Below are 13,863 nucleotides of genomic sequence, written 5' to 3'. Positions count from 1 at the left end.
GTGACGGAACACGCGCCCTGGGCGTGACCGGGTGACGGACAGGAGGCGCGGTGCGGGCTCGCACCGCGCCTCCTGTCCGTCAGCGGGTCGGGATCACCCGACCGGTTCGATCCGGTCGGACAGGTCCAGCGACCAGACGGCGACGCCCGTCAGGCGGAGCCGCTCCGCCAGGGCGACCCGCTCGCGTAGCGAGCGTGCGTCGGACCACCAGAGCACCTCACCACTCGGCAGGGTCGCGGTCCACTCGCCGACCGTCGCGTCCCAGTGGGCGGTCGCGCCCGCCTTCCGGACCCGGAGCCGAGCCTGGGCGTCGGAGAGCTGACCGGCCGGACGCTTCCCCTTCCAGTGGTAGCCGTACCCGGCGACACCGAGCACGATCTGGTCGGCGGGAGCGAGGGTCGCGAGCGCACGGGCGACCTTCGACGACCACGCGAGCGACCCGACGGGGCCGGGTGCGTCCGGCTCCCAGGGGCCGTGCTGGTCGTACGCCATGAGCGTCAGGTGGTCGAGCGGGGCGCGGAGGGCGCGCACGTCGTAGCCCAGGCGGGCGTACCCGACGGCCGTGGTCGACGCGGACAGGGCGATGTCGAGCCGGACGTCGTCGCCGACGGCGGCCCGGAGCTCACGGGCGAAGGCGGTGAGGCCGGGCTTCTCGGCCGGGGTCAGCGCCTCGAGGTCGATCATGACCGAGTCCCAGCCGCCCGTGGCCACGTCGGCGGCGAGTGATCGGACGACCCGGGCGCGGTTCGCGGGCGAGGTCAGGAGCTTCCGCGCGATCGGCTCGCTGAAGTCCCCGTCGGCCTCGGAGTAGTTGCTGACGAGCAGCTGCGCGGTGAGCCCGTTGGCGTGTGCCCGGTTGCGCTGGGCCTTGGCGGCGCGTGACGGTGCGGTGACCTTCGTGCCCGTGTGGTTCACCAGCAGCCCGTCGACGCCGACCACGTCCATCGCGGTGGCGTTTGCGTCCACCAGGGCGGTGTCGGCGTTCTCGGGCTGGAAGCCGGTCACGTCGAACCCGTCGGCCCGGGCGGCGGTCGGGGCCGTGCAGCCGGCGAGTGCGAGTCCTGCGGTGAGCGCGGCGGCGAGCAGGACCGTCCAGCGGCCGCGATGGTCGAGCGTCATGCTGGGGAACCGTCCTGCCGTTCGGGGTGGCCGGGTGCCGACCACGGCGGGAGCTCGGCGGACGGGTACCCGCCGTGCTCGTCCGGCGCCCGCATCATCGGGTTGACCGCACGCAGCCGGATGCCGGAGGTCGCTCCGGCGACCCCGCGGACGGCGCTCGCCAGCAGGAACGCGACGACGTCGGCCGTGCTGCCGTCGGGGTCGTAGCCGTGCCAGGGGCGGTCGTCGCCCTGGGCACGGCGCAGGGCGCTGGCGAACGTCGCGTCGGCGTCGTCGACCTCCACCTCGCAGTCGAGCACGATCCGGAAGCGTGATCCTTCGCCCGGGGACCCGGCGAGCTCCGACGTGGCGCGGGGGTCCGGGTCCTCCGGGTCGAACGACCGGAGCGCCGCCGACGGTGCGGTGCCGAACGCGGCGCGGTACTCGGCCGCCATCCGGCCGGCGTTGCTGAAGCGCCAGTGCTTCGCGATGTCCGCGATGGTGCGACGGTCGGCCGGTGTCATGGACAGCAGGTCGCGGCGCACGCCCTCGAGCCGCACCCCGCGCAGGTACGACGCGGGTGAGGTCTGCAGCTCCCGCCGGAACGCGCTCTGCAGGCCGCGGGTCGACAGGTGTGCGGCGGCGGCGATGTCCGGTACCGAGATCGCTTCGCGGGCGTGGGCGTGCACGAACCGCAGCGCCTCGTGCACGGTGCGGGACAGCCGTGCTCCGCCGTGCTCGGGACCACTCGCCGTGGTCGGTGCCTGGTCCATACGTGGAGGGTACGAGTCGGTCGGGCCGATCGGCATCCGACGCCACGACGCCGCCGTTATCCGGGGTGCGCGGATGTGGATCGCACCTGTTCGGGGGCCATTGTGGACCCCGGTGAGGGCGCTTATCGTCCAAGAGGTACTCAAACTGTCCCCCTCCGAACAGGGTCGGAGGCCAGGGGGCGGATCGGAGGCTCTCATGAGTGGTTACGAGCGTGCACCGGGGGTCGCCCCGGTCCACATCACCTCTTACCGGGCTCGGGCACGCGCCGCCCGACGCGGGTGGATCGTGCAGTCCGAGGACGATGTCGACCACGAGCGGTTCAGCTTCGCGGACCTCCGCGCCCGGCGAGGGTCGGGCCAGTGAGCAGCGACACCGTCCCGCGGGTCGCCGTCGGCAACGTGCCCCGGACCGCCGAGCGGTGCGGCCGGACCACCGCGGACGCCGTCCGGACGGTGCGTGCCGTGTACGACGGTCGCGACGTCCGGTTCGCGCCCACCGACCGGTTCGCGTTCCGCCACCGGACGGTGCGCCACCACAACGTCGCGCTGCTGTCGTCGGCGGTGTCGACGGCCGCCGCCGCCTCGTTCACGCCGGACGGCACGCCGGTGCTGGCGTGGTCGACCGCGGGATGCCTCCGCGTCGACGACGACGCGCCCACCCGGCCCGGTGTGCCGGTGCTCCTGCCGACGGATCGGCCGTTCACGCTGCTCGTGCCGGCGGGGACCGTCCAGGTCCTGCGGGTCGACCGCGGATTCCTCGACGCCGTGAACGGGGTCGTGTTCGACCACCGCTTCGCCGGCCGACTGCGATCCCGCCCGGCCGAGGCCGAGGTGTCCCACCTGCTCGCCCGCATCGATGCGGTCGCCGTCAACGCGCTGCACCCCGACCGCAACCCGGGCGGGCACCTGTCGGCACAGGTGCTGCTGGCCGAGTCCGTGCTGCGGGCCTTCGGCGGGGCGGACGCCGAACCCGACGCGCGGCCGGTGCGCCGGACGGAGAACACCGTGCAGCTCGCACAGGCCTGGCTCGCGGAGCACTGCGACCGGCCGCTCCAGCTCGCGGACGTCTGCGGGGCCGTCGGGGTCAGCTCCCGCACGCTCCAGGAGAACTTCGTGCAGCACGTCGGCGTGAGCCCCATGACGTACCTGCTGCAGGTCCGCCTCGACCGGGTCCGGATCGCGCTCCAGCTCGCCGACTGCGCGCAGACGACGGTGGCCGAGGTCGCGCACCGGTGGGGGTTCCGCCACATGGGGCGGTTCTCGAGCACGTACTTCCAGCGCTTCGACGAGTACCCGAAGAAGACGCTCCAGACGAGCACCTGACCCCTGACGCCCGACGTCCGTCAGCGCAAGCGGTCCGCCAGGAACGCCGCCTGACGCTCCCAGTGCCGGAAGCCGCCACCCTCGTGTCCGTTGTACGGGTACACGACGATCTCGCGGTCGGTGGAGCCGAGGGCGTTGAACGCGGCGAAGGTCGTGCGCGGCGGCACGACGTCGTCCATCAGCGCGACCGAGAACAGCGCCGGGGCGGTGATGCCGGGGGCGTGGTTGACCCCGTCCAGGTACGCGGCGGTCGCCCACACTGTGTCGGCCGCGTCGCGGTGGACGGCGAGGTACTGCGCGAGCTCCAGGTAGGGCCCGCCGACCGCGACGTCGGTGCCGTCCCGCCAGTCGGCCAGGAACGCCACGTCGGGCAGCACCGCGGCGACCGGCCCGACGTGTGCCTCGACCAGGGCCGCCGCGGCGATCGTGATGCCGCCGCCCTGGCTGCCGCCGGTCAGGGCGATGCGCTCCGGGTCGATCCCGGGCAGCGTCCGCACCGCCTCGACGAGCCGCACGGCGTCGGTGTAGACGCGGCGGTAGTAGTGGTCGGCAGGCGAGCCGATGCCGCTCGTCATCCAGCCGCTGGCGTGCGGTGCGGAGCCGTGGGGGTCCGGGGTGTCGCCGCCGGCCCACCCGGAGCCCTGGCCGCGGGTGTCCATCACCACGTGCACGTAGCCGGCGAGGGCCCAGTGCACGCGCTCGCCCGGGCGACCACGGCCACCGCCGTACCCGAGGAACTCGACGACGACCGGCAGCGCGCCCGGGTCGTCGGTCACGGGACGGTTGACCCACGCGCGCACCGGGTCACCGGCGAACCCGGGGAACGTCAGGTCCTCGACGACGAGCCCGGTCACCGGGGTCTCGGCCGGCACGAGGGTCACCTCGACGCCCTCGCCCGCGGTCCGGGCGGCGGTGATCGTGTCCGCCCAGAAGGCGTCGAAGTCAGCGGGACGACGCACGTCCGAGCGGTGGGTGCGGAGCGCGTCGAGGGGCAGGTCGGTCAGTGGCATGGGTGTCCTCCGGGGACGATGATGCCCCCGGCGCCCTGGTGGAGGGCGCCGGGGGCAGGGAGTGTCGGATCCGGTGCGTCGGTCAGCGCGCCGCGGCGCGGTACTGCTCGAGCACCTCGGGGTGCGGGTCGGACGGCACGGTGGTCGTCGCGGTGTCCCACGTCGGCAGGGCGCCGGTGAGCGCCCACGCGGCCTGCTTCGCAGCACCCGCGGCGACGTACTCGCCGGGCTCCGGCACCAGGACGTCACGGCCGAACACCTGCGCGGCGACGGCGCGGACCGCCGGGTTCCGCGCAGCGCCGCCGATGAGCAGCAGCCGCTCGACGGTCACGCCGGTGTCCTGCACCGCGGCCAGTCCGTCGGCGAGGGCGCAGAGCATCCCCTCGACGGCCGCCCGGGCCAGGTGCGCCCGGTCGGTGGTCGCCGGCGTCATGCCGAGCAGCGATGCGGTCGCGTCCGGCCGGTTGGGCGTGCGCTCGCCGACGAAGTACGGCACCAGGACGAGGCCGTCGGCCCCGGCCGGCGCCTGCAGCGCCAGCTCGCCGAGTGCGTCGTGGTCGACGCCGAGCAGGCCGCCGATCACCTCGAGCACGCGGGCCGCGTTGAGCGTCGTGACGATCGGGAGGCGCGACCCGGTCCCGTCGGCGAAGCCCGCCACGGTCCCGCTCGGGTCACGCACCTCGGCGTCGCTGACCCCGAAGACCGTGCCGCTCGTGCCCAGGGACACCGCGACGTCGCCCGGGCCGAGACCAAGGCCGAGCGCTGCCCCGGCGTTGTCGCCGAGTCCGGCGCCGACGACGAGGCCGGACCGGGCGACCGCGCCGCCGGGCAGCTCGACGTCGGTGGACAGGGTGCCCATCGCCTCGTCGGGAGCGACCACGCGGGGCACGACCACGGCGTCGTCGTCACCCATCGACGCCGGACCTATCGGCCGCCCGAGCGCGAGCTCGAACAGCTCCGGGTCGTACTCGCGGCGCACCGGGTCCCAGTACGCCGTGCCGCTGGCGTCGGACGCATCCGTCGCCAGGGCGTCGAGGTCGGGTCCGAGCGGGCTCTCGTCGGCCGGTCCGTACCCGCGGAGTCGCCACGACAGCCAGTCGTGGGGGAGCGCCACGGCCGCGACGCGGGCCGCGTTCTCAGGCTCCGCGTCGCGGAGCCACCGCAGCTTGGTACCGGTGAACGACGCGACCGGCACCAGCCCCGTCCGGGCGACCCACGCCTCCTGGCCGAGCTCGTCGACCATCTGCACGGCCGCGTCCGCACTGCGGACGTCGTTCCAGAGCAGGGCCTCGCGGACCACGCGGCCGTCGGCGTCGAGCGCGACCATGCCGTGCTGCTGCCCGGCGATGGCGACGGCACCGACGTCGTCGAGGCCACCGGCGTCCGCGACGGCGGCACCGAGGGCGTCCCACCAGTGACGGGGGTCGACGGCGGTGCCGTCCGGGTGGGACGCGCGTCCCTCGCGGACGACCGCACCGGTCGCGGCGTCACGGATGGTGACCTTGCAGGACTGGGTCGACGAGTCGACGCCGGCGACCAGGTCAGCCCCCTCGGCGGCAGGCCGCCTCAGCGCGCGGAATGCAGCCGCTGGCGCGTCTGCCTTCAATTCCGCGCGCCCATCAAGTGCTCCATCGCGAGCTGCTGCAGGCGGACGAAGCCGAAGCCCTTGCCGCCGAAGTACGCGTCGGCGTCGAAGTCCTCGTAGGCGGAACGGTCGGCGAGGAACGTGTCGTACGACTCGCCGTCGTTCAGCGTCGGCGTCGACAGCTCGCCGACCTTGGAGGCCTCGAGCGCTGCCTGCACCTCGGGGTCGGCACGGAACGCCTGCGCACGCTCCTTGAGGAGCAGGTACATGCGCATGTTGGCCGACGCGGAGTCCCAGACGCCGGTGATGTCCTCGGTGCGGCTCGGCTTGTAGTCGAAGTGGCGCGGGCCGTCGTACGCCGGGCCGCCCTGCGGGGCGCCGTGCTCGAGCAGGTCGACGAGCGAGAACGCGTTCTGCAGGTCGCCGTGGCCGAACACCAGGTCCTGGTCGTACTTGATGCCGCGCTGACCGTTGAGGTCGATGTGGAAGAGCTTGCCCTGGTAGAGCGCCTGGGCGATGCCGGCGGTGAAGTTCAGGCCCGCCATCTGCTCGTGGCCGACCTCGGGGTTGATACCGAACAGCTCGGGGCGCTCGAGCGTCTCGGTGAAGGCGATCGCGTGACCGAGGGTCGGCAGGAGGATGTCGCCGCGGGGCTCGTTCGGCTTCGGCTCGATGGCGAACCGGATGCCGTAGCCCTTGTCGGTGACGTACTGGGCGAGCAGATTGACGGCCTCGCGGTAGCGCTCGAGCGCGGCCTGCACGTCCTTGGCGCTGTCGTACTCGGAGCCTTCGCGGCCACCCCACATCACGAACGTCGACGCGCCGAGCTCGGCGGCGAGGTCGATGTTGCGGAGCACCTTGCGGAGCGCGAAGCGGCGGACCTGGCGGTCGTTCGAGGTGAAGCCGCCGTCCTTGAAGACCGGGGCGGAGAACAGGTTCGTCGTGACCATCGGCACGACGAGCCCGGTCGACTCGAGTGCGCCCTTGAGGCGGTCGATCTGGGTCTGGCGTTCGGCGTCGGTGGAACCGAACGCGAACAGGTCGTCGTCGTGGAAGGTCAGGCCGTAGGCCCCGAGCTCGTCGAGCTTCTCGACCGCCTCGACCACGTCGAGGGCGGGTCGGGTCGGCCCGCCGAAGGGGTCGGAGCCGTTGTAGCCGATGGTCCAGAGACCGAAGGAGAACTTGTCTGCACGGGTGGGCGTCGTTGCCATGGTGGTCACCGTTCGTCGTCGAAACAAAATGTTGCCGCGCCCAACATAAGCGGTAGTGTTGGCTGTGGCAAGCACGTGATCGCAAAGGAGCGAGCGGATGGCAAGTGAGTCGACGGTGCAGCAACGACTGCGGGTCGCGATGGTGGGGCACGGCTTCATGGGAGCCGCACACTCACAGGCGTGGCGGACCGCCCCCAGGTTCTTCGACCTCGGAGCCGAGCCGGAGATGGCGGTGGTCGTCGGGCGTGATCCCGGACGCACCGAGGCCGCTCGGCAGCAGTACGGCTGGCAGGCGGCGTCCACCGACTGGCGTGCCGTCATCGCCGATCCGGACATCGACGTGGTCGACGTCGTGTCCCCGGGGTCCTCGCACGTCGAGATCGCGATCGCCGCGCTCCAGGCCGGCAAGCACGTCCTGTGCGAGAAGCCGCTCGCGAACACCGTCGCCGAGGCCGAGGCGATGACCGCCGCCGCCGACGCCGCCCGTGCACAGGGTGTCCGGGCGATGGTCGGGTTCAGCTACCGCCGGGTGCCGGCCATCGCGTTCGCGCGGCAGCTGGTGCAGGACGGGCGGATCGGCACCGTGCGCCAGGTCCGCGCGCTCTACCTGCAGGACTGGTTGGCGGACGAGGACGGCCCGATGACCTGGCGCCTCGACAAGTCGCTCGCCGGCTCGGGGGCCCTCGGGGACATCGGCGCGCACGCCATCGACCTGGTCGAGCACGTCACCGGTGCGTCGCTCGCCACCGTCTCCGGCACGCTCGAGACCTTCGTGACCGAGCGTCCGCTGATGGCCGAGGGGGTCGGGCTCTCCGGCACCGCGTCGAGCGAGCGCGGGCAGGTCACCGTCGACGACGCCGCGTTCTTCACCGCCCGCCTGGGTGGCGGCGCGGCCGACGGTGCGATCGGCACGTTCGAGGCCACGCGCTACGCGACCGGGCGGAAGAACGGTCTGACGCTCGAGATCAGCGGGTCCGAAGGCGCGATCCAGTTCGACCTCGAGGCGATGAACGAGCTCCGGCTGTACGAGTCGAAGGCCCCGGCGGGGGAGCAGGGGTTCCGTCGCATCCTCGTCACCGAACCCGAGCACCCCTACATGGCCGCGTGGTGGCCGACCGGGCACCTCATCGGGTACGAGCACACCTTCAGCCACCAGGTGAAGGACTTCGTCGACGCGATCGTCGCCGGCACCGACCCGTCGCCGTCGTTCGCCGACGGCCTGCACGTGCAGCGGGTCCTCGACGCGGTCGAGCGCAGCGCCGCCGCCGGCAGCACCTGGACGGCGACCTCGTGAGCGCCGCCGAGCAGACCCGCCAGGCGCTCGTCGTCCGCGGCGGGTGGGACGGCCACCAGCCCGTCGAGACCACCGACCTGTTCGTCCCGTTCCTGCGCGAGAACGGGTTCGAGGTCCGGGTGTCGGACTCGACGGCCGTCTACGCCGACGCCGCCGTCATGGACGAGGTCGACCTGATCGTGCAGGTCGTCACGATGTCGACCATCGCCGACGACGAGTTCGCCGGGCTGCAGCGCGCGGTCCTGGGCGGCGCCGGACTGGCCGGCTGGCACGGCGGCATCGCGGACGCGTTCCGGAACACCGCCGACTACCTGCACATGGTCGGTGGCCAGTTCGCCCACCACGCCGGCAAGCACCCCGACGAGCGCGTCGGGGAACAGTCCGACAACTACATCCCGTACACGGTGCACATCACCGACCTCGGGCACGAACACCCGATCACGCAGGGCATCGAGGACTTCGACCTCGTCACCGAGCAGTACTGGGTGCTGTCCGACGAGTACAACGACGTCCTCGCGACCACCACCCAGGACGCGCGCGACTTCGACGCCTGGAACCGCCCGGTCACCGCACCGGCGATCTGGACACGGCAGTGGGGCGAGGGCCGCGTGTTCGTCTCCGCACCAGGGCACCGCCTCGAGGTCGTCGAGTCGCAGCCACTCCGCACCATCATCGAACGGGGACTCCTGTGGGCAGCACGGTGAACGAAGGGGTGCTCCGCGTCGGTGTCGTCGGCGTCGGGGTCATCAGCCAGCAGTACTTCGAGCACTTCCCGGCGCTGCCCGGGCTGTCGCTCGTGGCGGTCGCCGACCTCGACGTCGCCCGTGCCCAGCAGGTCGGTGCGGCACAGGGCGTTCGCGGCACCACCGTGGACGACCTGCTCGCCGCCGACGACGTCGACGTGGTGCTCAACCTGACGATCCCGGCCGCGCACGCCGACATCGCCACCCGGGCCCTCGCCGCGGGCAAGCACGTCTACGGCGAGAAGCCGCTCGCGATGTCCACCGCCGAGGCCGCACCGGTGCTCGAAGCAGCCCGCGCCGCCGGCCTGCGCGTCGGCAGCGCACCGGACACCGTCCTCGGCACCGGCATCCAGACCGCACGGGCCGCCCTCGACGACGGCGCGATCGGCACCCCGGTCGGTGCCGCCGTCGCCTGGAGCGCACCCGGGCACGAGCTCTGGCACCCCGCGCCGGCGTTCTACTACCAGCCTGGCGGCGGACCGCTCCTCGACATGGGGCCGTACTACCTGACCAGCCTCGTCACGTTCTTCGGGCCGGTCGTCCGGGTCAGCGGCAGTGCGACCCGCTCCACCCGCGAACGGACGATCGCGACCGGACCGAACGCCGGCACGTCGATCCCGGTCGACATCGACACCCACGTCGTCGCGATCCTCGAGCACGAGGGCGGCGTGGTCTCCACCGTCACCGTCTCGTTCGAGGTCTGGGCAACCCGCGCCCCGCTGTTCGAGGTGTACGGCACCGCCGGCACCCTGGGTGTCCCGGACCCGAACCGGTTCTCGGACACCGTGTCGATCGCCACCGCCGACGACCGCTCGTGGCGCGACCTGCCGGTCGCCGCCGGGTACGCCGACGCCGGCCGCGGCTACGGCCTCGCCGACATGGCGCACGCGATCGCGACGGACCGGCCGCACCGAGCCTCCGGCGACCTCGCGTTCCACGTGCTCGAGGTCATGGAGGCGGTCTCCGCCGCCGCCCGAGACCACTCGGTCGTCGACGTGCACTCGCGCGTCGAGCGACCTGCCACCGTCCCCGCCGGGTCCGCACCCGGATCCTGGTGACGGAACCCGACCACCGCGAAGAAGGACGACGACGATGACGACGACGGACGCGAGCGACACGACGGAGACGACCCGGGCCTCCAGGCCGGTCACCCTGTTCACCGGACAGTGGGCCGACCTGCCCTTCGAAGAGGTCGCCCGGCTCGCCGGCGAGTGGGGCTACGACGGGCTGGAGATCGCCTGCTGGGGTGACCACCTGGACGTCCGGCGCGCCGCGACGGACCCCTCGTACGTCGCCGAGCGCAAGGCGATCCTGGAACGCAACGGGCTGCAGGTCTGGACGATCGCCAACCACCTGGTCGGCCAGGCCGTGTGCGACGACCCCATCGACCAGCGGCACGAGGACATCGTCCCGCCGCGCGTGTGGGGCGACGGCGACCCCAAGGGCGTGCGGCAGCGTGCGGCCGAGGAGCTGCAGTGGACCGCCCGTGCCGCCGCGGCGCTCGGGGTGGACACCGTCACGGGCTTCTCCGGCTCGTCGATCTGGAAGACCGTCGCCGGGTTCCCGCCCGTGCCCCCCGGGATGATCGACGCCGGGTACCAGGACTTCCACGACCGCTGGTCACCGATCCTCGACGTCTTCGAGGAGGTCGGGGTCCGGTTCGCGCTCGAGGTCCACCCGTCCGAGATCGCCTACGACTACTGGACCGCTGCGCGGACCCTCGAGGTGTTCCGCGACCGGCCGGCGTTCGGGTTCAACTTCGACCCGTCGCACTTCGTCTGGCAGGACCTGGACCCCGCGGCGTTCCTGCTCGACTTCGCCGACCGGGTGTACCACGTGCACTGCAAGGAGTCGGTGAAGCAGCTCGACGGGCGCAACGGGCGGTTGTCCTCGCACCTGCCGTGGGGCGACCCCCGGCGCGGGTGGGACTTCGTCACCGCCGGCCACGGGGACGTGCCGTGGGAGCGGGTGTTCCGCGTGCTGAACCACATCGGGTACACCGGACCGACCAGCGTCGAGTGGGAGGACGCCGGCATGGACCGGCTCGTCGGCGGGCCCGAGGCGCTGGCGTTCGTCCGGCAGCTCGGTACCATCGCGCCGCCGGACGCTTCGTTCGACGCCGCGTTCTCGCAGTCGCGCTGACCGGCCGACGCGGTCGCAGGAACCCACCCACCACCGAGGAGGACCCATGGCACGGCAGCCCACGGCGACGCCGGGCAACGCCGCGCGCGTCCTCCGGCTCGTCCACGAGGACGGCCCCGTCACCCGCGCCGAACTCACCCGCCGCACCGGCCTGAACCGCTCGACGATCCTCGCGCTCGTCGGGGAACTCGTCGACGTCGGTCTCGTGCACGAGGAGACCCCCGCCGCGGGGACCCCCGGTGCCGGTGTCGGACGGCCGAGCGGGGTCGTCCGGGCGTCCGCCGACGTCCTCGCCGCCGCGGTCACGGTCGAGATCGACGCCGTCGGGGTCGCCCTCGTCGGCCTCGACGGCACCGTCCGCGACCGACTGGTCGAGCCGCAGACCACCGTGCCGACCGCGGCGCAGGCGATCGACGCCGTCGCCCGGGTTCTCGCAGCACTCCTCGCCCGCACCGGACCGGCGGCCCGGATCGTCGGGGTCGGCGTCGCCGTGCCCGGCATCGTCCGGGTCGAGGACGGCACCGTGCGCGACGCCCCGCACCTCGGCTGGCGTGACGAACCCCTCGCCGCACCGCTCGCGGAACAGCTGGGGCTGCCGGTCCGGGCCGCGAACGACGCCAACCTCGGCGCCTGGGCGGAACGGCTGTACGGCAGCGCCCGCGGCGTCGACGACCTCGTCTACCTGAACGGTGGCGCGAGCGGCATCGGCGGCGGGATCGTCAGCGCCGGCCGGCCCTTCAGCGGCGCCGACGGGTACGCGGGCGAGCTCGGGCACACCTTCGTCGCGGCGAACGGGATCCGCTGCCACTGCGGTGCGGTCGGCTGCCTGGAGACCGAGGCCTCACGCTCCGCCCTCACCGCCGTCACCGGGACGCCGCCGGACGACCTCGACGCGCTCGCCGCGGCGCTCGCCGAGGGCCGCCCCGAGGTCGAGCGGGTCGTCGACCGACAGGTCACCGCACTCGCGACCGCACTGCGGAACGCCATCCACACCGTCGACCCCGAGGTCGTCGTGCTCGGCGGGTTCCTCGGTGCGCTGCTCGGACACGTCGGCGACCGGGTCGAGACCGACGTCCGCGCGCAGACGATGGCCGCGATGACCGATCGGCTCCGGATCGTCCCGGCGGCACTCGGCCGTGACGTCCTGGTCCGTGGCGCCGCCGAGATCGGCTTCGCAGAGCTGCTGCGCGACGCCACGATGCCGGCGGCACCGGCACCGGCGACCATGTCCGCGGCGCCCGCAGCCGCCCCCTCCACCACCCACACGTCCGGCCGCGACGACGCGGCCGAGGAAGCGAGAACCGCATGACCTCCACCCAGCGCACCAGCGTCCTGCTCGGCACCCAGGACCTCACCGTCGAGGACCGCCCCGTCCCCGCTGTCGACCCCGGCGACGTGCTCGTCCGGGTCGCCGCCGTGGGTGTCTGCGGCTCCGACGTGCACTACTTCCGCCACGGCCGCATCGGCGACTTCGTCGTCGAGGAGCCCCTCGTCCTCGGGCACGAGCTCTCCGGCACGATCGAGGCCGTCGGCGAGGGCGTGGACCCGTCCCGCGTGGGGGAGCGCGTGGCCATCGAGCCGCAGCGCCCCTGCCACCGCTGCGCGCAGTGCCTGGCGGGCCGCTACAACCTCTGCCCGCACATGCGCTTCTACGCGACGCCGCCGGTCGACGGGGCCTTCACCGAGTTCGTCACCATCGAGGCCGAGTTCGCGCACGTCCTGCCCGACGCCGTCTCGTTCGAGGCCGGCGCGCTCCTGGAGCCCCTGTCCGTCGGCATCGCCGCCGTCCGCAAGGCGGGCATCGTGCCCGGTTCGTCGGTGCTCATCGCCGGCGCCGGTCCGATCGGCATCATCTGCGCCCAGGTCGCGAAGGCCTTCGGTGCGTCGCGCATCGTCGTCAGCGACCTGGTGCCGGAGCGCCGTGCGCGGGCCCTGGAGTACGGCGCCACCGAGGTCGTCGACCCCACCGCCGTGTCCGTCGCGTCCGACATCGTCCCCGTCGACGCGTTCATCGACGCCAGCGGTGCACCCCGAGCGGTGTCGGACGGCATCAAGGCGGTCGGTCCGGCGGGTGCCGCGGTGCTGGTCGGGCTCGGCAACTCCGAGATGACCCTGCCGGTCGAGCACATCCAGAACCTCGAGGTCACGGTCACCGGGATCTTCCGGTACACGAACACGTGGCCGGTCGCGATCCAGCTGGTCGCCTCCGGGCAGGTCGACCTCGACTCGCTCGTCACCGGTCGCTTCGGGCTCGACGACGTCCGCGAGGCCCTCGAGAGCGACACCGACCCGGAGTCGCTCAAGTCCGTCGTCTACCCCGGCGGCGTCCCCGCCTGAGCGGGCACGGTGCGGGTTTCGCCGGCCCGGGCCGCGTTGCGCGCCTGGTGCGGCGTTGCAGCCGGGCACGGTGCGCGGAAGCGCGCACCGGGTGGCGACGCACGCACGGTGCACGGCTTGTCGGACGGTGCGGGCCTAGCCGTCTGGTGCGGTGTTGCAGCCGGGCACGGTGCGTGGAAGCGCGCACCGGATGACGACGCGCGCACGGTGCGGACGGGAGGCGCGGGGCCAGGCCGCCACGCGCCTCCCGTCCGGCACGGTGCGCGGCTTGTCGGACGGTGCGGGCTGAGCCGCCTGGTGCGGCGTTGCAGCCGGGCACGGTGCGTGGAAGCTCGCACCGGGTGACG

12 protein-coding genes are annotated in these 13,863 nt (G+C 73.3%); 7 read left to right on the top strand and 5 right to left on the bottom strand.

Translation table 11 applies throughout. The annotated features are described in order from the left end of the window. Nucleotides 1-93: 93 nt before the first annotated feature. Together HP445_RS18265 and HP445_RS18260 are read right to left on the bottom strand one after the other, a co-directional pair. Nucleotides 94-1,119 carry a glycosyl hydrolase family 18 protein gene (locus tag HP445_RS18265; protein ID WP_164941229.1) on the bottom strand — a complete coding sequence of 342 codons (1,026 nt, stop codon included), beginning with the start codon at nucleotides 1,117-1,119 and terminating at the stop codon, nucleotides 94-96. After that, nucleotides 1,116-1,871, bottom strand: coding sequence for a helix-turn-helix domain-containing protein (locus tag HP445_RS18260; RefSeq protein ID WP_164941230.1), 756 nt, complete (start codon nucleotides 1,869-1,871; stop codon nucleotides 1,116-1,118). The genes HP445_RS18265 and HP445_RS18260 overlap by 4 nt, the downstream gene beginning before the upstream one ends. A gap of 360 nt (nucleotides 1,872-2,231) precedes the next feature. On the opposite strand from HP445_RS18260, the gene HP445_RS19250 reads away from it, so the two are divergent. Further along, nucleotides 2,232-3,194: a helix-turn-helix transcriptional regulator gene (locus tag HP445_RS19250; protein WP_128781120.1), complete on the top strand. Its 963-nt coding sequence runs from the start codon at nucleotides 2,232-2,234 to the stop codon at nucleotides 3,192-3,194. 20 nt (nucleotides 3,195-3,214) lie between these two features. On the opposite strand, the gene HP445_RS18250 is transcribed toward HP445_RS19250, so the two are convergent. The 3 genes from HP445_RS18250 to xylA form a co-directional block, all read right to left on the bottom strand. Further along, the gene (locus HP445_RS18250) at nucleotides 3,215-4,204 is read right to left on the bottom strand and encodes an acetylxylan esterase (protein WP_128781121.1); all 990 of its coding nucleotides are present in this window, start codon (nucleotides 4,202-4,204) and stop codon (nucleotides 3,215-3,217) included. Nucleotides 4,205-4,286: 82 nt separating this feature from the next. Beyond that, nucleotides 4,287-5,744: a xylulokinase gene (gene xylB, locus HP445_RS18245; protein WP_128781402.1), complete on the bottom strand. Its 1,458-nt coding sequence runs from the start codon at nucleotides 5,742-5,744 to the stop codon at nucleotides 4,287-4,289. Nucleotides 5,745-5,806: 62 nt separating this feature from the next. Then, nucleotides 5,807-7,000 carry a xylose isomerase gene (gene xylA / locus HP445_RS18240; RefSeq protein ID WP_111033642.1) on the bottom strand — a complete coding sequence of 398 codons (1,194 nt, stop codon included), beginning with the start codon at nucleotides 6,998-7,000 and terminating at the stop codon, nucleotides 5,807-5,809. A gap of 97 nt (nucleotides 7,001-7,097) precedes the next feature. On the opposite strand from xylA, the gene HP445_RS18235 reads away from it, so the two are divergent. Genes HP445_RS18235 through HP445_RS18210 form a run of 6 tightly spaced genes read left to right on the top strand, consistent with a single transcriptional unit; the run spans nucleotide 7,098 to nucleotide 13,516 of the window. Beyond that, nucleotides 7,098-8,294 carry a Gfo/Idh/MocA family protein gene (locus HP445_RS18235; RefSeq protein WP_241660450.1) on the top strand — a complete coding sequence of 399 codons (1,197 nt, stop codon included), beginning with the start codon at nucleotides 7,098-7,100 and terminating at the stop codon, nucleotides 8,292-8,294. After that, nucleotides 8,291-8,998 carry a ThuA domain-containing protein gene (locus HP445_RS18230; protein ID WP_111039984.1) on the top strand — a complete coding sequence of 236 codons (708 nt, stop codon included), beginning with the start codon at nucleotides 8,291-8,293 and terminating at the stop codon, nucleotides 8,996-8,998. Before HP445_RS18235 ends, HP445_RS18230 begins: the two co-directional genes overlap by 4 nt. Then, nucleotides 8,983-10,095 (top strand): Gfo/Idh/MocA family protein, encoded by a 1,113-nt coding sequence (locus HP445_RS18225; RefSeq protein WP_128781122.1) that lies wholly within the window; start codon nucleotides 8,983-8,985, stop codon nucleotides 10,093-10,095. Before HP445_RS18230 ends, HP445_RS18225 begins: the two co-directional genes overlap by 16 nt. A 34-nt stretch (nucleotides 10,096-10,129) precedes the next feature. Then, a complete protein-coding gene (locus HP445_RS18220; RefSeq protein WP_128781123.1) occupies nucleotides 10,130-11,179 on the top strand; it encodes a sugar phosphate isomerase/epimerase family protein in 1,050 nt (349 codons plus the stop codon). 46 nt (nucleotides 11,180-11,225) lie between these two features. Continuing rightward, the gene (locus tag HP445_RS18215) at nucleotides 11,226-12,488 is read left to right on the top strand and encodes an ROK family transcriptional regulator (RefSeq protein ID WP_128781124.1); all 1,263 of its coding nucleotides are present in this window, start codon (nucleotides 11,226-11,228) and stop codon (nucleotides 12,486-12,488) included. Continuing rightward, nucleotides 12,485-13,516 (top strand): NAD(P)-dependent alcohol dehydrogenase, encoded by a 1,032-nt coding sequence (locus HP445_RS18210; RefSeq protein WP_128781125.1) that lies wholly within the window; start codon nucleotides 12,485-12,487, stop codon nucleotides 13,514-13,516. Before HP445_RS18215 ends, HP445_RS18210 begins: the two co-directional genes overlap by 4 nt. The last annotated feature ends 347 nt before the right edge of the window (nucleotides 13,517-13,863 follow it).

The sequence above is a fragment of the Curtobacterium flaccumfaciens genome, from assembly GCF_013359815.1.
Lineage (GTDB): Bacteria > Actinomycetota > Actinomycetes > Actinomycetales > Microbacteriaceae > Curtobacterium > Curtobacterium flaccumfaciens.
This window is presented reverse-complemented; position numbering and strand designations above follow the sequence as displayed.

Coding starts and splice junctions, on each gene's coding strand:
- HP445_RS18235 (WP_241660450.1), top strand. CDS start 7,098: ATGGCAAGTGAGTCGACGGTGCAGCAACGACTGCGGGTCGCGATGGTG.
- HP445_RS18215 (WP_128781124.1), top strand. CDS start 11,226: ATGGCACGGCAGCCCACGGCGACGCCGGGCAACGCCGCGCGCGTCCTC.
- HP445_RS18260 (WP_164941230.1), bottom strand. CDS start 1,871: ATGGACCAGGCACCGACCACGGCGAGTGGTCCCGAGCACGGCGGAGCA.
- xylA (WP_111033642.1), bottom strand. CDS start 7,000: ATGGCAACGACGCCCACCCGTGCAGACAAGTTCTCCTTCGGTCTCTGG.
- HP445_RS18250 (WP_128781121.1), bottom strand. CDS start 4,204: ATGCCACTGACCGACCTGCCCCTCGACGCGCTCCGCACCCACCGCTCG.
- HP445_RS18210 (WP_128781125.1), top strand. CDS start 12,485: ATGACCTCCACCCAGCGCACCAGCGTCCTGCTCGGCACCCAGGACCTC.
- HP445_RS18265 (WP_164941229.1), bottom strand. CDS start 1,119: ATGACGCTCGACCATCGCGGCCGCTGGACGGTCCTGCTCGCCGCCGCG.
- HP445_RS18220 (WP_128781123.1), top strand. CDS start 10,130: ATGACGACGACGGACGCGAGCGACACGACGGAGACGACCCGGGCCTCC.